Source organism: Sinorhizobium prairiense (assembly GCF_029201645.2).
GTDB classification, from domain to species: domain Bacteria; phylum Pseudomonadota; class Alphaproteobacteria; order Rhizobiales; family Rhizobiaceae; genus Sinorhizobium; species Sinorhizobium meliloti_A.
Window position 1 is genome coordinate 51,751 of sequence record NZ_CP104132.1, and the last position, 21,524, is coordinate 73,274.

17 protein-coding genes and 6 pseudogenes are annotated in these 21,524 nt (G+C 58.4%); 8 read left to right on the forward strand and 15 right to left on the reverse strand.

Annotation, left to right across the window (positions count from 1 at the left end; all coding sequences use genetic code 11):
• Positions 1-172: 172 nt before the first annotated feature.
• Positions 173-370: pseudogene (locus tag N0Q91_RS19835) on the forward strand (UPF0149 family protein); the annotation flags it as partial.
• Positions 371-777: 407 nt separating this feature from the next.
• Here the strand turns inward: N0Q91_RS19835 and N0Q91_RS19845 are convergent.
• From N0Q91_RS19845 to N0Q91_RS19880, 8 genes and pseudogenes are all read right to left on the reverse strand, one after another.
• Entirely contained in the window at positions 778-2,895 is a 2,118-nt protein-coding gene (locus tag N0Q91_RS19845; RefSeq protein ID WP_275598449.1) for a mechanosensitive ion channel family protein, read from the reverse strand.
• A 46-nt stretch (positions 2,896-2,941) separates the two neighbouring features.
• A pseudogene (locus tag N0Q91_RS19850) lies at positions 2,942-3,246 on the reverse strand (hypothetical protein); the annotation flags it as partial.
• A gap of 269 nt (positions 3,247-3,515) precedes the next feature.
• Positions 3,516-4,171: pseudogene (locus N0Q91_RS19855) on the reverse strand (tetratricopeptide repeat protein); the annotation flags it as partial.
• Positions 4,172-4,370: 199 nt separating this feature from the next.
• On the reverse strand, positions 4,371-5,159 hold the full coding sequence (locus N0Q91_RS19860; RefSeq protein WP_275598450.1) for a DUF1326 domain-containing protein: 789 nt from the start codon (positions 5,157-5,159) through the stop codon (positions 4,371-4,373).
• 197 nt (positions 5,160-5,356) lie between these two features.
• Positions 5,357-5,737 (reverse strand): RES family NAD+ phosphorylase, encoded by a 381-nt coding sequence (locus N0Q91_RS19865; RefSeq protein WP_275598451.1) that lies wholly within the window; start codon positions 5,735-5,737, stop codon positions 5,357-5,359.
• A gap of 1,023 nt (positions 5,738-6,760) precedes the next feature.
• On the reverse strand, positions 6,761-6,973 hold the full coding sequence (locus tag N0Q91_RS19870; protein WP_275598452.1) for a DUF2934 domain-containing protein: 213 nt from the start codon (positions 6,971-6,973) through the stop codon (positions 6,761-6,763).
• A 127-nt stretch (positions 6,974-7,100) separates the two neighbouring features.
• Positions 7,101-7,394, reverse strand: coding sequence for a hypothetical protein (locus N0Q91_RS19875; RefSeq protein WP_275598453.1), 294 nt, complete (start codon positions 7,392-7,394; stop codon positions 7,101-7,103).
• A 369-nt stretch (positions 7,395-7,763) separates the two neighbouring features.
• Positions 7,764-8,144, reverse strand: a complete 381-nt coding sequence (locus N0Q91_RS19880) for a hypothetical protein (RefSeq protein WP_275598454.1) — start codon at positions 8,142-8,144, stop codon at positions 7,764-7,766.
• Positions 8,145-8,576: 432 nt separating this feature from the next.
• Here N0Q91_RS19880 and N0Q91_RS19885 point away from each other — a divergent pair, with 432 nt between their 5' ends.
• On the forward strand, positions 8,577-8,852 hold the full coding sequence (locus N0Q91_RS19885; protein ID WP_275598680.1) for a DUF1488 family protein: 276 nt from the start codon (positions 8,577-8,579) through the stop codon (positions 8,850-8,852).
• 307 nt (positions 8,853-9,159) lie between these two features.
• Positions 9,160-10,466 (forward strand): annotated as a pseudogene (nhaA, locus tag N0Q91_RS19890) (Na+/H+ antiporter NhaA); the annotation flags it as partial.
• Positions 10,467-10,647: 181 nt separating this feature from the next.
• Here nhaA and N0Q91_RS19895 read toward each other — a convergent pair.
• Both N0Q91_RS19895 and N0Q91_RS19900 read right to left on the reverse strand, forming a co-directional pair.
• Positions 10,648-12,426, reverse strand: coding sequence for an SLC13 family permease (locus N0Q91_RS19895; RefSeq protein ID WP_275598455.1), 1,779 nt, complete (start codon positions 12,424-12,426; stop codon positions 10,648-10,650).
• 340 nt (positions 12,427-12,766) lie between these two features.
• Positions 12,767-13,107 (reverse strand): annotated as a pseudogene (locus N0Q91_RS19900) (hypothetical protein).
• 398 nt (positions 13,108-13,505) lie between these two features.
• Between N0Q91_RS19900 and N0Q91_RS19905 the strand changes: the two are divergent.
• Together N0Q91_RS19905 and N0Q91_RS19910 are read left to right on the forward strand one after the other, a co-directional pair.
• On the forward strand, positions 13,506-13,775 hold the full coding sequence (locus tag N0Q91_RS19905; protein ID WP_275598457.1) for a hypothetical protein: 270 nt from the start codon (positions 13,506-13,508) through the stop codon (positions 13,773-13,775).
• Between the two features lie 23 nt (positions 13,776-13,798).
• Positions 13,799-14,015: pseudogene (locus tag N0Q91_RS19910) on the forward strand (hypothetical protein); the annotation flags it as partial.
• 1,203 nt (positions 14,016-15,218) lie between these two features.
• Here N0Q91_RS19910 and N0Q91_RS19915 read toward each other — a convergent pair.
• Positions 15,219-15,563 (reverse strand): hypothetical protein, encoded by a 345-nt coding sequence (locus tag N0Q91_RS19915; protein WP_275598458.1) that lies wholly within the window; start codon positions 15,561-15,563, stop codon positions 15,219-15,221.
• 140 nt (positions 15,564-15,703) lie between these two features.
• On the opposite strand from N0Q91_RS19915, the gene N0Q91_RS19920 reads away from it, so the two are divergent.
• A complete protein-coding gene (locus N0Q91_RS19920) occupies positions 15,704-16,297 on the forward strand; it encodes a CE1 family esterase (protein ID WP_275598459.1) in 594 nt (197 codons plus the stop codon).
• 159 nt (positions 16,298-16,456) lie between these two features.
• Here N0Q91_RS19920 and N0Q91_RS19925 read toward each other — a convergent pair whose 3' ends face one another.
• On the reverse strand, positions 16,457-16,648 hold the full coding sequence (locus N0Q91_RS19925; protein WP_026617182.1) for a CsbD family protein: 192 nt from the start codon (positions 16,646-16,648) through the stop codon (positions 16,457-16,459).
• Between the two features lie 1,027 nt (positions 16,649-17,675).
• Between N0Q91_RS19925 and N0Q91_RS19930 the strand changes: the two genes are divergently transcribed.
• Entirely contained in the window at positions 17,676-18,257 is a 582-nt protein-coding gene (locus tag N0Q91_RS19930) for a dienelactone hydrolase family protein (RefSeq protein WP_275598460.1), read from the forward strand.
• Between the two features lie 500 nt (positions 18,258-18,757).
• Here the strand turns inward: N0Q91_RS19930 and N0Q91_RS19935 are convergent, their stop codons facing one another.
• Complete coding sequence (locus N0Q91_RS19935) at positions 18,758-19,717, reverse strand: MBL fold metallo-hydrolase (protein WP_275598461.1); 960 nt, start codon at positions 19,715-19,717, stop codon at positions 18,758-18,760.
• A gap of 93 nt (positions 19,718-19,810) precedes the next feature.
• On the opposite strand from N0Q91_RS19935, the gene N0Q91_RS19940 reads away from it, so the two are divergent.
• Positions 19,811-20,764, forward strand: coding sequence for a LysR family transcriptional regulator (locus tag N0Q91_RS19940; RefSeq protein WP_275598462.1), 954 nt, complete (start codon positions 19,811-19,813; stop codon positions 20,762-20,764).
• A gap of 98 nt (positions 20,765-20,862) precedes the next feature.
• Here N0Q91_RS19940 and N0Q91_RS19945 read toward each other — a convergent pair whose 3' ends face one another.
• Both N0Q91_RS19945 and N0Q91_RS19950 read right to left on the reverse strand, forming a co-directional pair.
• Positions 20,863-21,189 carry a type II toxin-antitoxin system RelE/ParE family toxin gene (locus tag N0Q91_RS19945; RefSeq protein ID WP_275598463.1) on the reverse strand — a complete coding sequence of 109 codons (327 nt, stop codon included), beginning with the start codon at positions 21,187-21,189 and terminating at the stop codon, positions 20,863-20,865.
• Complete coding sequence (locus N0Q91_RS19950; RefSeq protein ID WP_020479825.1) at positions 21,186-21,461, reverse strand: type II toxin-antitoxin system ParD family antitoxin; 276 nt, start codon at positions 21,459-21,461, stop codon at positions 21,186-21,188. The genes N0Q91_RS19945 and N0Q91_RS19950 overlap by 4 nt, the downstream gene beginning before the upstream one ends.
• Positions 21,462-21,524 lie beyond the last annotated feature (63 nt).

A 21,524-nucleotide genomic window follows, 5' to 3' on the forward strand; every position in this document is an offset into this window, starting at 1 on the left:
GCTGTCGACACGGCCATGGGCGTCGCCATCGGCTGGACCTCGCCGGTTCAGCTTCTCGACTCGGGCGACCCGAATTGTTCTACCCTCATCCGAGTTTTTCAGACCAAGAATGACCAGGACGGCGAAGCCTGATGATGGACCCAGAGTGTGGCGCAGCAGCTAAGTTGCGTGGATGGGAACCGGGTTCGCGCCGAAGCTGTGGCGGCCCGTCGTTCGCGGTCATGCCGTCACTGGCGACATCATTGCGCCAATCCGCAAGCTCAGCGAGACAAAAGGACCAGCTACCCACAAGGATGCTGCTGCCGTCGCCGAGGCGCTCGTCAATATCCGAAGCTACTTCATGCCAAAGCGCGCAAAGCAGAAGTTCTAAAACAGCGGACGGCTCCTCCTCCGTCAACAGACGAAAGCCGTGGGATGCTCGTCGCGCTCACACTCAACTGAGACGATCGGAGACATACGACGTCCTCGGGCATTCGATTGTTTATCCCTGGCCTTGAAAGGAATCGAACCTGAGCTGACGCAAACACTTGAACGTATCGCCCCAGGTTGACCATCAAGCGATCTCGATGCTCTGATGCCCTGGAACTTCAAGAAGTGACGGCCTCACGGCACCGCTTACCGTTTACCAAGGCAGCGACCGATAGCTCATTCGCCTCGATGCCCTCAGGCGAAGCCGCTTTACGCGGCGCATGAGTTCGGTCCGCCCGGTCCAAAGGATTCGGTGACCTGCCAAGATCGCCGCTGCGGACTAAACTTCACGGTGCTGCCTAGCCCAGGCTACTCGGCCGCTGCCTCACCTCCCGGTTGCGCCGCCAAGGCGGCGTTCTTCTTCGCGATGGTGTCGCGCGTCATGGCTGCAGCCGCCATTGACGACTGCGCCTCGTCCCCGGCGACCTGGACTGTCGGCGAAGCGAAGTGAATGCCATGTGTCTTGAACGCATCCTTGATCAGGGCCTGCGCACGGCGCCGAACCTGGGTCTGATGACCAGGCTTAGTGGTCGTGGCGAAGCCCAGCGTGATGCCGTAGTCACCGAACTGCTCCACGCCCTTCATCTTCACCGTTTCGATGATCAGCGGTGCGAGTTCGGGGTCCTCAAGCAGCGTGGCCCCGACACCCTTCACCACCTTCTTCACTTTGGAGACATCGGAATCGTAGGCGACGTTGATAGTGAACTTGTCGATCACCCAGTCGCGACTCATGTTCTGCACCGCACCGAGCGAGCCGAAGGGTACGGTAAACACAGGCCCCCGGTGATGGCGAAGCCTGACGGAGCGAATGCTGAAGGATTCGACCGTTCCCATATAGCTGCCGCTCTGGATGTATTCACCCACCCTGAAGGCGTCATCCATCATGTAGAAGATTCCGCTGATAACGTCCTTGACAAGTGTTTGGGAACCGAACCCAAGTGCCACGCCGAAAACGCCGGCACCGGCGATCAGGGGGCCAACATGGACCCCGAGAGCGGAAAGAACCGTTATGCCGGTGGTGACCGCGACGACGGCCGCAAGAAAATTCCTCAGAATAGGCAGCAGAGTTCGCACCCGCATGTTGCGGGCAAGCTGTGCAGAATCCATACTTTCCATCATGGCCTGTTTCAGGTGAAGATTGATGAACTCCTTCGTCAATTGCCAGACGAGATCTGCCACCAGCAGGATGATCACCCCGGCGAGAGCGCCGCGAAAGATGTGCTTGGCGACATCACCTTGAATCACGGGGCTGCCGTGGAGCTGGAAAACTATGGCGAGCCAGGCGGCCGCCAGCGCAACGATCAAGAGCCGTATGCCGCGATCAATCAGGACGTTGCGAAACACGTGCATGTTGTCTGCAGTGTCGATTTCCAGCGCGCTTCGCGTGGCAGCAGTAATGACGCGCAACAGCAACGGCAGAATGAGTGCATAAACGCCGATCCAGAACAATACCTTCATCCCAGCAGCCCAAAGGAGCCACAATAGTGCGAGCGCAGCGATGATCAGCGAATTGCGCGTAATCCGACGTCCCACTGTCGGGTCCACCAAAGGCCGGCGCACCACCGCGTGGATCGCCATGCCAAGCACGACCAGGCCAAGCACGGCGGCCGTGAGGTCTCGGACATCGGCGGCGACGGCGAGAGCCTGCGTCGTTTCGACAACGGCCCAAGTGAAAGCCATAGCATAAATTAAAAGCACGGAACGTCTGTACCAGAATAGCGTCACTTCCAGCCCTGGTGCGCCCGCCCGCCCCTCTGCCGCGCCACTTCCCGTGTATCTCGGTTTCACTGCCGCTGAAGCGACGGCGCTCAGCAAACGAGCGCCGATCCATGCGACGACAAGCGGCGCAACCGCCGCCTCTAGGCGGCTCGGCCAACCGGTGTGCGCTAAAGCGGCGACCGCAGCGATCGCGAATACGACGAGCGGCGCAATGCGGATAAATGCGGCGAGTCCCGGTCCAGGCTCGGCCGCTTTCCGGCGCGCACTTCGCCTCAGCGCATAACGCACGAGAAACTCGGCGGCGTATCCTACGATGAGCACCAATGAGAGGCCCCACACGATCGGCCTCGTCACTCCGTTCTTAAGTTCATGTGCTATGCGCTCTCTCGCTGCGATCCATTCGGGAACCACTCGTGGTATGGCCTGGCGCATGCCGGCAAGATGTCGCCGAATTCCAGCGACCAAACGAGACGCATGTCCCGCCGGTGGTATCACGCCTGCCGTCGCAGTCGTCTGCTTGGCCGCAAGCCATTGCCGAACGTCCGGGTCGTCCAGCAACTCGATGAGTTGCTGGACCTTGGCCGGCGGCGCTTGTGTCGCCGCCTCCTGAGCCGCCAGGGGAGCGGCTAGCCCGATAACGAACTGGAAAAACAGCAAGATCGAGGCGTGAACGAGCCCCCTATATCCATGCCTGAAGACTATGCACATCCGGTTGCCTCCTATCGTTGCGCAGGAGACCGACGGCCGCTTGACGTTAGAACTTGAGCGCGACCCCGAGAATCGGTCCTTGCTGGACGGCATCGAAAATGAAACCGTCGTCGCTGTAGTCCACCCCGAGCGCACGATACCCAGCGATTGCCGATATTCGCTCGTTGAGCTCGTAGCCGATGCCAAGCGCGACATCCCAGTCGATGTCGGCTCCGCCGCCGCCGATCAGACCCCATCCTGTCAGGTAAATCTCCGGCGTGAAGGAATATCTCCCCCGCAAGCCGACCATTCCATCCAGCCAGGTGGCGCTGTCCTCTCTCTCGACCCGCCCAGAAGACCGCCGCTGAACGAAGGCGGCTCGAAGTTCGGACTACGCGGTCCTGCGCGAGAAATCGCATGCAGCTTCCCGCATCGCTGGTCTGTTAGCAATGCACTTTCCCGCCGCTGCCTTTCGTTCCGCGCGCCCTGCCCGCAAGAAACAACAAAAAATGGAAGACGATTGTCGAAGCCGGCTACAATGTTCACCGTGTTTCTTTCTCCCAAGGCAGGCGTCCAAGACCGCAACACCGCATCGTCAGTCCGAAAATTCCACTCGCGCAGCCACCAGTGCAAACTCCAACTTATCCGCCATGTTGAACAGCATCCTGTAATTGCCTGACACGTTCTCCGATCTGTGAAACGTTCAGCTGAAGACGAGCGAGCGCCTCCGCAAGCTTAAGTGTCCGGCATAGCGTCCAAGTTTGAATCCGAGCTGAATGGCAGTGCCGAGCATAGTGGCGTCAGTAGCACCACCTACGACGGTCGGGCCGACCAGAGCGAAGGCATCATACGTTCGGCCCATGGAATCGAGCACGATCGCTGCCGTCGTCCTGTAACGGGAGTTGGCAGGATCCAAGCGCACGGCCGCCGTTAGTTCCTCAATTGCGTCCGGCATGGCCTTTAGGCGAACGAGCGACAAGCCGTGTCACGTAGCGAAGATCTGCCCGATCCGGATTCGCGACGACCGCCTCGGCGTAAGTCTGCTCGGATTTCTCATTGTCACCGCTGGCGCGATAGACTCTGCAAGATTGATGTGCGCGCCAGAAAGCGTCGGATCAAGGGCGATCGCTTGGCCGAAAGCCTTTTCCGCCTCGTCCGTGCGCCCTTGGCCGAAGAGTAAGGATCCGTGGGTGCTCTGCATCTCGGCGACGTCCGCGTTAGCCTCCATATAGACACCCAGATCGTCGAGTGCGGCGTCGAAAGCGCAGCGTTGAGCGCCGAGAAGGTCCAGATAAGCCTGCCCGAGGGCGTTCTTGCTCTGGGCGCGCCGCGCGCCGGAAGAAAAGCGGAACCGTGGGGGATTGAGTGGTCGACGAGCATGGCCACGCACCGCTCGATTAGCGCCGGCGGCTTTTTCGAGGTCCATCTAGCCATGCCGCATTAACGCTCGACGAGAAGGGGCGATCCGATCTCGGTGCGTTGCAGCGTGCCCTTGCTCACTCTTCGATGATGCCGTACGGCCCATAGGCGGCGCGCCAAAGTGCACCGTAGCGCTTCTGCCGCCCCATTGCGATTTCGCCGTTGGCATTAAACGTACCGCTTGCGATCTCCGCCTGGCGGAACTCGAAGCCTTCCGGCAGGACGATGCGCGCGCGATGGGGGGCGCCGGTCACGGGATTCCTGATCGGCTCCAGTTCGAGTTCGAGATGGCCGTCTATGCGAAAGCCGCCGGTGCGTTTCTCTATGTCGCTGTGAAATTCGATCGGGGCGAAAATCGGCTCGAGCTCCTGGGCGATGGTGGAGCCATAAATATTGAAGACGGTTGTCGGCTCCTGTTCCTTGCCGCCGAGTATGGTGAACAGGGCATCGATCTGCGCCTGGTTCGCATTGGCATCGAAGAACCCGCGTACGACGCCGCCGCCCTCATGCACGGGTCCAGGCCAGCGATAGACGGCAGCAACCTTGAGCCCATCGAGCCGCAGATCGCCGAACCATCCCTCTTCGATAAGCATGCATTCAAGGCCTTCGCACAGGCCCTCGGTGGGCTTGCCGTTGAATTCGCACGGGCAGCCGTAATCGCAACTGCACGATGCTATCTTGGGGCCCTTGATCGCCCAATCAACATAGGCCATGGCAACACCCCCGATTGTTCCCGTAAAGGCATAATGTATCAGATACTGCTTCGACCGGCCAGGAACGCCGTGACTGTCCAGCGGACCGCTGAAGCCCTTGCAAGCCGCCGGACTGTTGCCCGACGGCTTGGCACCGCCAACTCGAAGCTCCATGGGATCTTATCTGGTATGTTGTATCATCATGTCCGGACCGCCACCTTCTCCCTACGAAGAGAAGGCAGCCCGCGTTTCCCGATGATGCATTATGGGATTATTTTGGCCCATAAAGAGAACAACCTAGGAACACGCCTTCCGCTCTAAGTGATCGCCACAAGAGCCACATTGGATCAAGACTTTCGGCCATGGTGATCTCAGATGATGCCTACGAGGCTCACGCGAAGATCGTTTATGACGGTGGCAAGGCCTGGTGCTCCAATCAACGGCACCACCCGTGCCGCCGACAAATTTGAGATGGCGCGGTCAAAGATCGCGAGATTTGTATGTCTATTCAGGCGGGATGGATAAATGATGCCGTCCGGCACGGATCGGTGCTCATGGAAGGCAAGCGACCATGCCCGCGCAAGGGTTTGGCGGGAAGATTTCGCGACATCCGTCGGCACTCCCATTCTAATCGCGTGGTCCTCGCGGAGATCAACAAGGCGGAGACCTGCGATTGTCTCGATCTCTGCATAGCGCCGCGTGTAGATCTCCTTCTCCTCGATCGGGAGATCGCCCACGAGACCATCGGGCACTCCGGGCCGCCGTACTTGGGTGCACAACCTGCTGGAGTAACGTTGGTTCCGCGCCTAGCTATTAAGGATTACGAAGTTTGCCGCTGCGAAGATGCCGTTGTCGGCTGCCCGAACGGAAGCGATCCGGCCCGACCGCCTCGTCAGGCTACGAGCCAAGCCAGGACGAATAGCGCAATGATAGTGAGGAGGATCATGATCCCAGCGACGTTGATCGAGTGCATACGGCCTGCCTCTGTCTTTCGCAGTGAACCTTGCAGGCGGCGGTATGTTCCGCAGCCTCCGGAGGCCCGCAAAGTCATCAAGGGCCGGGCTAAAAATGCGAGTGCCCGCGCGCGGGGACGACACGGGCACTGCTAACAGGTTTGGGGACCTGATTGCCGATCGGCTCGGCACGACAATAATCCGCTTGGCGCATCATTGTTCCCCGCTGGCAGCCAAATCGAGAAGGTAGCCGCGCTCGCCGATCTCGGGCCGCGATCCCGCGCATTCGGTCTGTCTAAGAACGCACCTCCGACGATCAGAACCGTGAGGTAACCTACTGCGCAGGCTGCGAGGTAGACGGCTGAGTGGTTGATGGTTGCGTCGACGGCGTCGTTGGGGCTGGCTCGGTCGTCATAGGAGGAGCGGCGGTCGAAGGTTGCGAAGTCGTCGGCTCGGTCGTGGTAGCCGGCGGTGTCGCTGTTTCCCTGGCATTGTCGTCGGTCCCGGGCATCAGCAACGCGACAGCTACCAGAATCACGATGCCTATCGCTATGGCGATGTAAATGTTCCGATTCACGCCGGGTCCTCCTGAGCTGTCTCGGCCTTTGGGACGTCCAATGCGGGCGATGGAGATCCAGAACTGCCTAGAACGGACGTCTAGGCAGCTCCGGGTGATACATTATGCAATTTGCGGGGCGCGCCCTAGCGATGGAGCACCCTGCTTGCTTTGTGACCAAGACATAATGTCGCTGCGATTCGGTTCAGTTCCCGGCTCGGGATTCGTTTCCCCGAGTGTCGCCCTCGATTGTTGTCCTTGCAAGTCTAGTGCCGGACCCCTCCTTCCGGGCCGCTGGGATCGCCCGGCCCAGATGGGGTCGCGGAGGGACCTATGCCGGATTCTTTCTTTCTCATTTCTTTTTCCGCCTCCTCCCAATGGCGCTCGTGATCACCATCTTTGCGACCCTCGCGCTCCCAGATTTCATAGGCACGTTCGCGGATCCGGTCTTCCCTACTTTGTTCATTACCTGGTGCCATTGAGTGCACTCCTTATTCAACCGTTTGCACCTTCGCGATCACTCCCGAAGCCTGCCGATGAACTTGGCTCGAATAAGCAAGCTCGAGAACACTCGTTGGCAGTCGAAGAGCCTCAAATAGCCACCGCTTATGATTTGTTCGCCTGTAATTTGAGCGGAAGACCTTGAATTGCGTAGCGCGACCGCGACAGGCTACACGCTTGTCTGTGCTTGCCGGCTCTGCCCAGTTGGCACTCCAGCTTCGCCGCTAGTGCCGACCGGGAGTCTACACCAGACAGGAAGAGCTTGGTCACGAGCAACGCCGCCGTGTCGAACAAGCACTGATCCTGGACGAGGACGCCGGCATCGTAGCCGGCATCGTCCAAGACGGATCGGATCATCTCAAAATCGGCGGGTGAGATATTGTTTTCGACGGAAGACATGACGTCCTCCTTTCCTTGGGGCCAGGGCCTTCTAGCCCTCAAACGGCAGCGCCCGTAAAATTTGCTACCGAAGGTCGGCACATTGCGCCTTGGTCATGCAAATAGCAATCGTCTGCGTTTCATTCGTAAAGACGCGATCGATCGGAGGGTCAAGGGTGCCGGAGGCACCAGGTGGGCCCGCCGAAGGACCAAGATGAGCGCGATGAGAAAGGCATGGGCGCTTCTACCCTCACCGGCTTTCCTGAAGGACTATTCAGCGGTGCGAGCGGCTTCTCGCCTTTGCACAACTCTCAAAAGAGACGGCTTGCGCTGGGGTTGAAGTTCGCGAATTCTCCGATAACGAACTTCTGAGCCTCTCGCTGTGCCTTGCTAGAGAAGCTCATTTCTATCCTTGGTCGCTTTTGCCCGCCGCCCTTTGCCGTCCGTGTCATTGCCACGCCTGCCTTGAGTTTCGCCGCGCGGCAATTTGTCGACTGCGCCGCCTTCATTGTCCCATTCATCAAGCGAATCCCTCATGCGCGGCGCAGACTTTGGTTCTGGGGTATCTACGTCGAAACCCGCTAAAGCAGCTTCGCTGCTGATGGCGGCCATGAGATCTATATCTGAGATATTCAGGTCAGGAAACATGCGCCGCACCGCGCCAAGGGCTTCAGAGGTCGCAAATGGCCGCGCTTCTTTCAGACACCCGTTCAAAAATGCGCTGATCGCCGCGCGCACCTCAGGCGATAGTTTGCGAGAGGGCTTTCTCATCATCACCTCCCAGTGCATCAAGTCTCTGAAACAGAACGCTGCGTGCGTCTGGATGTTCCTGATTCCTCGCGAGTGCTATCGCCGTCTCTGGTCTCGGCGACCTTCACACAGATGGAACAATCAGTCGGATTCGCCGTCCGGAAGACCCAAGCGCCTTGTTTAAAGCCCAATTCAGGCACATATATACAACTCGTTGATCTGGCTGAGGTTTGGGTTCGCCGCCTCAAAGGACCTGCCATTCACCACGATTAGGAGCGAGGTTTTGCGCCGCGCGGGCGTGGAGAGTCGCTTCGTTCAAACTTGCTATACCTAGGCACCGCCCACTTCGGCGCGTGTCGACCATAACCTTCGCATACGGAACGCTGGAGGAGACGGGGCAGTCCGATCTGCACCCACGCCTTTAACGTCGTGCGAAACAGAGGCACGCTGAATATGACGCTGTTATTTCCAAATTCGAGCCGCAGCTTCGATGAAAAAAGAAACGCCGTCCGTTTCCTTGGCCACGAGGGTATGTTTGAGGTGAGGTTTTTCGTCGAGGCTGACGCGCTCGTGGTGGCCGATGCCGAACTGGGCAGAACGAAAATCTCTGAATTGAAGCTCCTTTCTGCTTTCGACGCATTGCGCTCGTCCGTCTACGATGTCGCTCGGAAGGCCTATTCGGGTGGTCGCCGCGATTGCTACACGCTGACGGCCGCCCATTTCCGCTAAAAGCATCCAAACTCTTCCGCGTTCGTAGGCCTGCTGCGGTCCACGAGACCGAGCGGCCGATATTCGCGGTCCCGAAGCGACATTGACCCCCCGATGTGCCGACATCCCTATCGCGATCTCTTGGGTCGCCGGTGCCGGCGGACCGGCAGGATTCTTAGTTTGTCGAGGCCGTGAGCGGCCGATGTCATCAAGTCTATCGGCCGCCCGTCCTAAGGTCGTCCGGTGTTGACTTTATGGGATTCGGCCTCGCAATAGTCGCTGGAGACATTTGCCAGTCGCGATCAATACCGCAGGAGTGGTTCACGGTATGAACGACAGTCTCTCAAGGCTTCCCAGGGAACCGGCAGATCGGCTTACCAAGCCGTTTATGCGGTTTCTGCGGATCGAGGCCACCGCAGGCATTATCCTTTTGCTCAGTACGCTCTTGGCGCTCGGCCTCGCAAATACCGCGTGGTCGTCGTCGTTTCTCGCCTTTTGGGAGATACCCGCGGGTGTCAGACTGGGCGACATCGGGATCTATCGTTCGCTGAAGCACTGGATCAACGACGGGCTGATGACGTTTTTTTCTTCGTCATCGCCCTTGAGCTGAAGCGCGAGCTGGTGCTGGGGGAGCTGCGCAATCCGCGAATGGCCGCTCTACCCGTCGCCGCCGCTCTCGGGGGGATGGTTGCACCGGCCGGAATCTATTTGCTGCTTGTCGGCGGGGGGCCGGGTGCGAGCGGCTGGGGCACCGTTATGTCCACGGACACGGCGTTCGTCATCGGATGCCTTGCTTTGCTCGGTTCGCGCGTACCTGGGAGCTTGCGACTGTTCCTGCTCTCTCTTGCGATCTTTGACGACATCGGCGCAATATTGATCGTGGCGGTCGGCTATGGCGAACCGTTGAATTGGGTGGCACTCGGAACCGGGGGACTCGGATTTGCCTTCGTCGCAGGAATTGCGCTTCTGGGCATCCGCAGCATTCCGGTCTATTTCGCGATGGGTGCCGCCATCTGGCTGGCATTCGACGCATCGGGGGTTCACGCGACGCTCGTCGGGGTGATACTTGGCTTGATGACGCCGGCGCGAAGGTGGGTAAGCGAGATCCGCCTCCACGCGATACTCGACCGGGTGATCGCCCATCCCCCCGGCGACCATCGCAGCCGTGACACGGCGGCACGCGGCGACCTCCATCGGGCAGGCGTCGCGACCCGCGAAGCAGTGTCGCCGATCGAGCGTCTCGAGATCGCCCTCCATCCCTGGGTCGCATTCGCAATCATGCCGCTCTTTGCCGTCTCCAACGCGGGCGTCCCGATAGAGGATGCAAACTTCGACGTTCCCCTCACAATCGCAATTGTCGTCGCCTTCGTGGTCGGCAAGCCGGCTGGCATTGTGCTCTTCAGTTTCCTCGCCGTGAAACTTCGCCTCGCGAGTCGCCCGGACCAGCTATCCTGGAGCCTATTGGCGGCCGGCAGTCTGCTGACCGGGATAGGCTTCACCATGGCTCTGTTCATTGCCGAGCTTGCTTTCGAGCCCGAGCTTCTGAACCCTGTCAAGCTGGGTGTGCTCGGCGCTTCCGTCATATCGGCAGCACTCGGTTTTATGGCGCTGACCTTGCTAACGTCTCCTGAACAGACGATAGTGCAGGCGCCCATCGGCGTTGCTGGCGACAGGTCCCTTGCGCATCCTTGTTCTGCGTCCATCGCCCGGGACCGTTATGAAGGGGATAGGACATTGCCGCAGAATGCCGATCCGCATTCTCTAGTTGTACCGGCGGCTATATCGCGCGACAGACGCGCTGCATCGGCGCGACGCACTAAGCTGTCGGCCAAAACAACAGGATCAGAGGCACACCCAGCACGACCACAATAAACGAGAGCGGCAGCCCCAACTTCCAATAGTCGCCGAAGCGATAACCACCAGGACCCAGAACCAGAGTATTGCACTGGTGTCCGACGGGCGTGAGAAAATCGCAAGCTGCCCCTACCGCGACTGCCATCAGAAAGGCGTCCGGATTGTAGCCAAGGCGATGAGCAAGGGTAACTGCGATTGGGGCGACGACGAGAACGGTGGCGGCATTGTTCAAAAACGGCGTCGCCGCCATTGCGACCACCATGATCATTGCAAGCGCGCCGAAGAGGGGCAAGGCGCCGGCAAGCGGAGTGAGGGCGCCGGCAATAAGATCGGCACCACCGGTGGTACGGATGGACTCGCTGACTGGGATGAGAGCGCCAAGCATTATGACAATTGGCCAGTCGATAGCCTCGTAGGCTTCTCTGAGTGAAAGGGCACCGAACAAGACCGTCAGAACAGAAGCGGCGAAGAACGCGGTGGCAACAGGCAGTACACCCAATGCGGTGAGCGCCATAGCACCGGCTAGGATCAGCATGGGCATCAGGCGTTTTCGCGGATTGCCAAGGCGGATCTCCCGTTCGGCCAAAGGAAGAAGACCGAGTTCCATCAGCTTGGTCGGGAGAAGCACGAGATCGCCCTTTAAAACGAGAACGTCACCCGGTCTCAACGCGATGTCGCGCAAACGTTCGGTGAAGCGCTGGCTACTCCGGCTTACCGCGAGCAAATTGATGTTGAATCGGTCATGCAGCGCCAAGCGCTTGGCCGTTTGCCCAATCAAAACTGATCTCGGACCGACTACCACCTCAATTCCGGCAATCTCTTCGTCGACTCCTTTTGCTTCGGTGGGACGGTTGTGCCCCTCCAGTTCCAGGCGCGCGCGCCGTATACCTCGCTCCAGCGCTTCAGGATCTCCCTCCAGCAATACGATATCGTCCTGCTGGAGAACGAGATCCGGCAGTGGCAGAAGGCGCTCGACCTGATTTCGAACGAGCCCTGTGATCAGGACCTCGTCATCCAGCAAAGTAGACAAATCACTGATCGATTTCCCGACGACGGGCGAATTCGCAGTGATGCGAGCTTCCGTCATGTAGTCTTTGATATTCAGTGCCTTCTCCATCGTAGACACCGCCTCTCTGTCTCGGGGAAGCAGCCGATAGCCGAAGGCCAGGAAAACCACCCCCGCTGCGGCAATACCAATACCGACAGGGGTAAAATCAAACATGCTGAAAGGCTGGCCCGTCAGTTCCTCACGCATCCGTGATACGACAATATTGGGAGATGTGCCGACGAGGGTGATGAGCCCACCGAGTAAGGAGCCGAACGCCATCGGCATAAGAAATGACGAAGGGGATGCTTTCGAACGGCGTGCCATCTGGAACGCGACCGGAATCATCATCGCCAACGCGCCGATATTCTTGATGAAGACGGACAGAACCGTGACGGCTGCCACCAGAATAACAACCTGGCCCTGCACGGAGGTCACGCTCGGCGCCACGCGATGAAGCAATGCCTCTATGACACCACTGCGCTCGATCGCGGCGCTTACGACGAGTGCGCTGGCGACGATAATGACAACGTCGTCCCCGAAGCCGGAGAACGCTAGCTTGTGCGGCACGATGCCGGCGAAAACTGCGGCAAGCAACGCGAGAACTGCGATGAGGTCGTAGCGGAGGCGTCCCCATATGAAAGCGACCATCAGGCCGATCAGGATGGCGAATGCGAAAGCCTGAGGCTGTGTCATCTCGAGGATCCGACGAACTCTTCCGATGTCGAGGCCATTTTACTCGCCCGAAGAGCTAATGTCGGGATAACTTGTCGGCTTCATTCAATGGCTCGGCACCCTGAACGCCGGTCCAGGATGCTTTGCAGCTTCATTGAACGGATGCACGCATGATCGCGCCTATAGAATGCTCCCGAAAAGGACCGAATAGACGATTACGGCAATCGCCAGAGTAAAGGCAATCATCGCGACCAGACGCGTGAAATCATAGGTATAGAAGCGAGCGGGAATGAGGTTTTTCATTTCGACCTCCTGATTGTAGAATATTTGAGATGCCCAAAGCATGGCATTTCGCCTTGCTTCAAGATAATGAGCGGCTACAGCTCGAGCTGATCTGGGGAGGATGTCCGCCGGAACCTGAATGTCGGCCATAATCACCGCGACGAACTCGTCGCGTTTCGCACGATTGTCGTAGCCCTTGAACGTGGCCAGGTCTGTGCTGCGGGCGGTTGCCATTCGCCCTGCGGCACTTGAGCAAATACCCGTGAGCGCATCCACTCTGGCTGTCTCGGCCGCCTGCGCGCTGGCCGTCGTGGTAGTAATCCATCCCGCATTGAACCCGACGATGGGTGCAGCAAAAAGCCCTACCACCAGGCCAATCGCATAGGGTTTCGTTCTTTCAAGAATCTGTTCGAATGTCATTAGTTTATTCCCTTTAATCGGTTGATTATCGGGATCGAGGCGGGCCCGCGCTCTAACCAAGAGCCAGTTGCAATCCAGATTTTCCATTTTGCGCGTTAATGTTCACAATGTAAACAGACTATTATTTGTGACGATCGCTTTACGCTAATTCGTGGATATGCAGAACAAATCAAATTATTTCGGAATATTTTATTGCGAACAAACGAGTGTTTTATTCGGTCTTTCCGTGAATTATTGCATGGTGACTTGGTAATGCCGCAATGGCGGTGTATTTATTTCCCCTTGATGTCGGCGGGAGTTTCCGCTGCTAGAAGAGACATCGGCACGGTAAGCTCACCGATCTGGAACGCAACTGTACCGATCCGGCCCACTTTCAAATCCCGCAGAGGACTCAAATCATGTTCGCCAGAACAAAACACCGAACGGTCCATTTTGATAAGCCATTCTGGATATCAGGACTATCTGAGATGGTCACTGCCGGCGACTACGTCGTCGATGAAGACGAGGAACTGATCGAAGGTCTCCCCTGGACGGCCTATCGTCGCGTGGCAACTTTCATCACGCTCCCGGCAACAACCGAGAACAAGTACCGAATGCGCCTTGTGCCGATCGATCCAGAGGAACTCGAAGGCCTCATAGCAGTCGATCGGCGCGACGCCGTGACTTGATCCAACCTGTAAAGGCCAATCCAATGCGTGACCATCGCTTTCCAATCGGCGTGACCGTGCGCCTCAAGAATCGCGCGTATATCTCGCCCGGCGCGGCAACGACCTATCGCATCACAGCCAAACTGCCCTTGACATCCGATTGGCACCAGTATCGCATTCGCAATGACGAACTCGGCCAGGAACGCGTCAGCGGGGAAGACAACTTGGAGTCTATTGAACGTGGCAATGCCGTCTCCTCACAGACGATCGCCGCTCCCGCTACTGGCAAGCCCGAGGAGGGCCACAAGAGGAAGACAAAAAACGAGGAGCACGCGCTCGCCCTTAGCGTATGGGAGTCTGAAGGCGGTGCGCCCGACAGATCTGGACAACTCTATCAATACGGCCGCCGTTTCGAAGGGGACGGCACCTATACGATTCACCACGTTTTTACGGGAGAGACAGTAAGGATAGGCCTTAGGACGATGGCAGGGCTTAACCCCACAAACGCAGCACGGGCAGTGCGGGTTCTCAATACGTTGCAAAAAGCTTCGGATTGAACGATGCGCGGCTGTTCCGACGATATCGTCGCAACCTCGAGCAGGGCCGAAGTGCGCGTCCTTCGATGCGTATACGCGTCGGTTTGTGTCGAGTTTGAGGTTTCGCCGAACGGAAAGGTGCTCAAGACGTTGCAAATTTCCTGATGGCCGAGTTTCAGCGTCACCCGTCTGACGCAAGCATGTTTCTCGCTGCAGCGCGGGCGTTCTGTCTCAACCGCAGAAGTACCGTAGCAGAGGGGGATTGGGTAATATCCTCCGGGCATCTGGTGATTTCCAGTTCCGCTCGCCTCCGCTCGTCCTTTTCTGACGCTTGCCGTTTGAGTTTCAGGACCCTTTGGGTGAGCACTCGGTGACATTCTTGGTTATTCCGGAACTTCTTGGAATATAGCAAAGCCCGCGAACCGCGAGCTTCACTAGAGTAATAAGGAGCGGCAATACGAAAACTTACTAAAAATAATGTAGAGATTTTTAAAAAGACACCTTCTTGCAAACAGCGGGAAAAGTCCAGTAATATTTAGGGGTATTGGAACGATTGCCATCTTTCTCTCCTCCACTCACCTCTCATAAGCACCGCAGCCAGAACGCTCCCTGTCGAGCACCGAACCGCACCCAAGGGAACAATGCCGCGGCGGTTACATCGTCCAACCGGCTCAGGGGTTGCAACGCCCCTTTGCGCAGGTCCCGGCGTGAGCGGACTTCAATGTTTAGCAAGAACATTTGGCACTTGTCTGCCGACCTCTCTTGATCGCTACCGAGATCCTGAAAGGAGAAGAATGCACGGGCCACGTTCATTGTGGATCGAGACTTCATCATTTAACGGTCGGTGACACCTTCGCGCATATCGTTCAATGTTAATTTGACGCCCGACGGGTGCCACGACCGCATTCGCGTGGAGCAGCCCGGTATTTCACTTGGCGCCGACGATCGAGATGACTTCACGGCAGGCGCCGTGAGCTCGTTGGGCACGCATGATCGAGGCCCTCTCTTCAAGCTCGTTCACAAGTGGATGGTTCTCAACATCCACGGGCAGCGTGAAAACGCCGGTAAGGTCGAAGACAACGGACACCGCGTCCGAGTGACCGATATTTCCAGCAACACATTGGTGCCTAAAGTGGTGACCGGCAGACATCGAGGCCAGCTTACCGCCGCGTGTCTCCCAGACTGACTGTACTCCAAGCGTTTGGTTGTTGATGCCGTAGTGCACTCTGATAATTTCGTTCTGGTACTCCTTGGTGCCTTTTTTCGGCGGCATGGTGACCTCCTCGTTGGCCTACGAACCACGTTACAGCCTCCTTCTATCACGTTAAGAGCGCACTCGATAATCAGATGAGGAACTACCGACCGTGCTAAAAACGCGTCGTCCTGCTGGAACTGGTTCAGGCCCGCCACCAGATGCGCGACGAGGGCGAACCCTCGATCATTGCGGCAATCACCACCGAGGTCATATCGGAACTCGGCCGCGATCGCGGTCGAACCTTCGTGGTCGGCCCATCGGCAGGGGGCGCAATGGCGGCGGTCACGGGCGAGACCTGCAACGATCTCAATTCAGCCGCGGGAAGCCATTCCGGCCTGGCATACGGGTCGGTCGACGCCGTCGTGTCCGCTTTCTCCACGATGCGCGACGATGGCGGCCTTGCATCCAGTCCGAAGCGGCTTGCCAATCGGCACCGGCTCCGGACGATCGTGTTACAAGGAAGTGTGGACCGGACGGTGCATTCTTCTAACGCCGATCGGATCGTCGAGGCGGTAACGTCAAGTGGCGCGGGCTGGGCCGTCCGGAAGAAATCTGGCCGATCCACCGGCGGGCGGCCGTATGCAAGAACCATCGTCGCGGACAGCGCGGATAGCCCGGCGCTGGAATGCTGGCTTGTGGAGGACGCCGGCCAAGCCTGGTCCGGCGGCCACTTCGCTGGAACGTATACAGATCCGCATGGTCCGGATGCCTCTTCCCAAACCGTGCGCTTCTTTCTCGAAGGGCAGGAATGAAGGCACGGATGAACCCCTGCCGGTATGCTGGTCGGTCAGTCATAAGCGCTTGCGACGACGAATGGCATGTTCTGCGCCCGCAATGGGCGGCAAGAGAAACCTGTTCCGGCAGGCGCAGGAACAGGTTCGCACCTTTGCACCAACCGCAGCTTCAATGCCTTAAGTCTTGTCGACAGCACCTTTAACTGCGTCCTTTAGCTTTCCCTTGGCTTGCTGGGCACCGCCCTTTGCCTTTTGCGCCGCGCCTTTGGCGCGGAGCGAGTTGTTGTCGGTTGCATCGCCTGCGGCCTGCTTGGCCTTACCAGCGAGCTCATTGGCCTTGCCGGCCACTTTGTCCTTTGCACTGCCCATGCGGGGTCTCCCGGTTTGGAGGACGCGACTTGCCCCCCACAGGCGCTCGAACGAGCGGCTCGGCGCTTTGTTCCCATTTGATTTGGATCAGGCGGCATGCATCAGCACCAGGCTGCGATCCTCCAGCCGTAAGCTTTGGCTTCACCGATATCCTCGCCCTGCACCTGAATCCGAAATGGTCAGGGCTTCGTTCCGCGGTGTGACAAAAGGACCGAGGGCGCTGCCGGGTGCTGCGGCTATTATGGGGACTTGGTATTGCCGCATGCGACTTGCTCAGTAAGCGTGGCTTAGTGACCGCCTACCGGCGCTGCCTCGGAGTGGGATAATGTCCACCGTCGAACTAGGCGTCAGCAAGCCCTGCCGGACGCGCAGATTGGGCAACATTGCTGTCAGCTAGAGCATCCACCGAGAACCGAACCCTGGACCGCCCTCTCTCAGCAAAGCGCTCTTCTGAGCGGGACCGTCTCACCTCCCCTGCGCCAGCGCCCAGGCGATGACAATGATGCCGTCACGCCCGCCGGTCGGACGCTCCTTGTCGAAGGCCATCCCGAGCCCGATGCGCAAGTCGATTAGCCCTCACCTTTCCGGCTCGGAATTGCGATGCGGCATGCCTTCCGTGGCGCGAAGTCTGGCGAGACCGGCATAGGCTAAAGCTACGAGCTGATGAACGGCAGCACGAACGCGGTGATCGTACCGGCGCCAGCAATGGTTTGCAGCGAGCTGGCGTTATTCGTGATCAATACCAGCGACCTCGGCCGTACCAGCCACCCCCGAGCAGCAATACGATCAGAACGATGATGAGTAATGTGGTGATATCCATTTGAGCTCTCCTAAGCAGCGACGCGTTTGCGCCTCTGGGATCCTGAGAACGCTAGGGATGCCCTTCGTTCCTGCGGTCGAGGAGCCGTTTCAGGAGGCGCCGAATGTGTTGCCGAAAGGCGTTCCTCCTAAAGCGTGTGCGCATTCTTCCCGGCGAGGCAATGACGCTGTAGGGTGATGAACGTGCAGCCCACCCCCGGAGTTCCATATGACCGAAATCTTGCTGTTCCATCACACACAGGGGCTGACCCCGGGTGTGCGCGCGTTCGCCGACGACTTGCGGGCCGGTGGTCACATCGTGCACACGCCGGACCTGTTCGACGGACGCACGTTTCAGAGCATCGACGAGGGTCTTGCCTACATCGGTGAGATCGGGTTCGACGAAATGCGCGAGCGCGGCGTCCGCGTCGCCGACGAACTGCCTCCCGAGCTCGTCTACGCTGGGTTCTCGTTCGGAGTGCTGCCGGCGCAGAAGCTTGCACAGACGCGGCCCGGAGCCCGCGGAGCACTGCTCTTCTGCTCTTGCCTGCCGATCAGTGGCGAGTGGGCCTTCGGACCCTGGTCGGATGGCGTCGCGGTCCAGATCCACGGTATGGAGAACGATCCGATCTTCGTCGGCGAGGGCGACATCGACGCCGCCCGCGAGATTGTGGAGAAGGTCGAGGACGCAGAGCTGTTCCTGTATCCCGGCGATCAGCACTACTTCGTCGACAGCTCACTTCCGTCGTACGACGCGAATGCGACCGCGCTACTCACCAACCGAGTGCTTGAGTTCCTGGATCGCGTCTGAGTTATGCAGGTATGCCGGCGTGAAGGCGTCGTTCTAGTCTAAACAGTTTGGCTGAAAGGGATTGGAACTGTAGAGCCGCTCGGGATGAGCGGCGGTTCCGCTTGATACATTATGCGATCTTTTGAGCACTGAACGCAAACATCTCCCACTGTGTGCGGCTCCCTCGATCCAAACCTCCATCATTCACCGTTTTCCGGTCAACTCCCAAGTGCCGGGCCTAAGGTCGCCCACTCGAAATCATCAGGTGGAAGCGACGGACGGATTACACCAAGCCGGCAAACCAAGGCCTCATTGGATCGATATTCAACGATACAATACAGTACCACCATCGATTGTGAGGCAGCTATCTTGGCGAGAGAAGTTCACGCCGTCCAAAAGGCGAGATCAGCTGGCACGTGGTAAGCGAGCATTCGTCGTTGCGGACGAAGAGGCTATTGCGGAGCCTCTCCTGGCGATTGCCTGATCCGCGCGTTTCGCTGGAGGATAGCCGGTCGTCAGAACTACGAATAGTTGACCGGTAGCCAGTCGCAATTGGTGCTGTCTTTACGCACATGTCCGATGCCCGGAAAGGCGATGTGCGCGCCTGCCACCAGATATTTGCCTGCCACCGCCTGTCGGAACGCAATGTCGCGCGCATCAACGGCGGCCTTCTGGTCAATATCGAATTCGATTGCGATGCCGGGTTCATCGAATTGCAGGATATCGCCATGCGTGATGTCGCCCCAGAATACGATCTTCTGGCCTTCGCTTTCCAACGTGATGGCGCTGTGACCCGGTGTATGTCCCGCATAAAGAATGGAACCAAGGCCGGGAACGGGCGCTGCGTTATCCGCGAAGGTTTCGAATTTTCCGGCTCTGACGTAAGGCGTTACGCACTGGTCCGCCTCGCGAAAATGCTGCTTGACGATGCCGGTCGCTGCCCTAGCGTTCTCCGGGCTTAGCCAGAATTCGGCCTCCCGCTCATTGACCCGCAATGTGGCGTTCGGAAAGGTACGCTTGCCATTGCTCATCAACCCGCCGGAATGATCGGTGTGAATATGGGTGAGGATGACATCATCGATGTCATCCTCCTTGTAACCGGAAGCCTCGATGTTGGCCACGAGTTTGCCGAGCGATGGCCCGAGATAGGCACCGGTGCCCGCATCGATCAGTACCAGTCTATCGCCGTTGTTGACCAGGAAGGCGTTGACGGAGGTTGGTACGAGCTCCGGCAGAAAGGCATCCTTCAACACGTTCTGGGCATATTGTTGGCTGGTATTGGTGTACAGCTTGGCCAGCGGCAGGGCGACCGTGCCGTCCGACAGGGCCGTGACCTCCACGGAGCCGATTTTCAGCCGGTAGAAACCGGGCGCCTGAACAGCGGCATAAGGTGCCTTGGCGAAGGCGGTCGGCGGTGCGACGAAGGGTGCAGCGATGATGCCGGACAGAGCGCCTTTGAGAATGGAACGACGGGATGGCATGGGTTTGCTCCTTGAAAGATGGTTCGGAACGGCTTGCAAGTTCCTGCTCATCAGCTAAGGATGCCTTGGTCAGCAATCAAATCGATATTGGTCATGCAAGTCATCAATCATTTCAATCTTCGTTCCTTCGACCTCAATCTGCTCGTTGCCTTCGATGCGATGATGGAAGAAATGAGCGTGACACGTGCTGCGCAGCGCTTGAAAATCCAACAACCTGCCATGAGCCACAATATATCCACGCTGCGCACACTGTTTCAGGATGAGCTTTTCATCCGTGTAGGGCAGGTGATGAAGCCCACCGCACGGGCGCTCAATTTGTCTGGCCCGGTGCGGCAGGCTTTGCGACAGGCGCAGGCGGCCGTGTTGATGGCAGACGCATTCGATCCGGCCACCGAACGGCGCACGTTCCGGCTGGGGCTTTCCAGCGAGGTGGAACTGCTACTGCTTCCCGATCTGACGGCTCGGCTGCGCGATATCGCGCCGGGCATCCGTATTCTGGCCCGCGGTGGTGATGCCCAAGAGGTTGACGCGATGCTGGAGGCAGGCGTCGTCGATCTGTCCGTGGGGTGCAGCTATCTGCCCGATTCACGGCACCATTGCGAGCCGCTGTATCAGTCCAGCGTTTTGTGCTGTTTCAATCCGCAATTGCTGAAGGTTTCGAATCCGGTAGGCCTCGATGCCTATATGACCGCACAACACGCGGTGATCTCACAGACAGACAGCCTGCATGGCTGCGTCAAGGATGCGCTGAAACACGCGGGCGCAGAACTGGAGGTGGTGGCGGCAGCACCCGATTTCATGTCGATATTGGCCACGGCACGCTCATCTGCCGTGATTGCCACCGTATCATCGCGCATTGCACTTCGTTACGGACCGCTGCTGGGACTTGAGGTGAGCCCGGTGCCACTGGAGCTTTCTTTTCCACCCGTGGCAATGGTTTGGCCGCTTCAGACGGACAGCGATCTTGGCTGCGCATGGTTGCGGCAGCAGATCCGTGAGGCGATGCTGAGGACGAACGGGAGTAACGTCGCGCATATTGCGGCGTGACGGGCGGTGGAGATCAGCGTGTGTGTTTAGGCCTCGCCTTGGGTGGATTCGAACCGCAGCCCCACAATCAAGGCCCCACGGCTGCGGAAAAGTTCCATTCAATGATTATCCGGCTCCTGCATCCCCTGCGGAATGTCGCGCTTGGCATGAAGCACACGCCAGACGTCGACATGATCTGGCTGGTCACGATAAAGGATTAGATAGGGATATCGCTTCAGCGAAACGCTCCGCAGATCAGGCAACCCCAACTCGTATGCATACCGCAATGATCCGGCCTCCGGATGGCTTGCGATCAGATCATAAGCATCTTCAAGTGCGTCAATGAAGCCGAGAGCGACTTCGGACCCAGCTTCGCGAGCATAGTAATCGACGGCTGCCTCGACATCACTGCGAGCAAGCTCTCGGGGAACGATCGATTTATTCACTTGCTGTGCCGACCACGTGCTCGATCGCGAAGGCTGCTGAAGTAATGCCCATCGACCGGTTCGGACCGTGCGGACGATGCTCCGTCAAGCAAAAGCCGGCGCAGAACAAGACGGTCCTGATCTCGACGGATCAGTTCGCGGATATACTCGCTGCTCGTCCCGTAGCCCCGCCCCGCAACCTGCTCATCGACGAAGCTCTTCAAGTGGTCCGGTAGAGAAATGTTCATCGTGCCCATACGAGAGACCATAACGGCAATGGCAAAAATTGGCAAGATTGGATCGCGTTCCCATTGAACTCCCGCCGCACGGAAGACGGGCAGCCATTGCACGTTCCC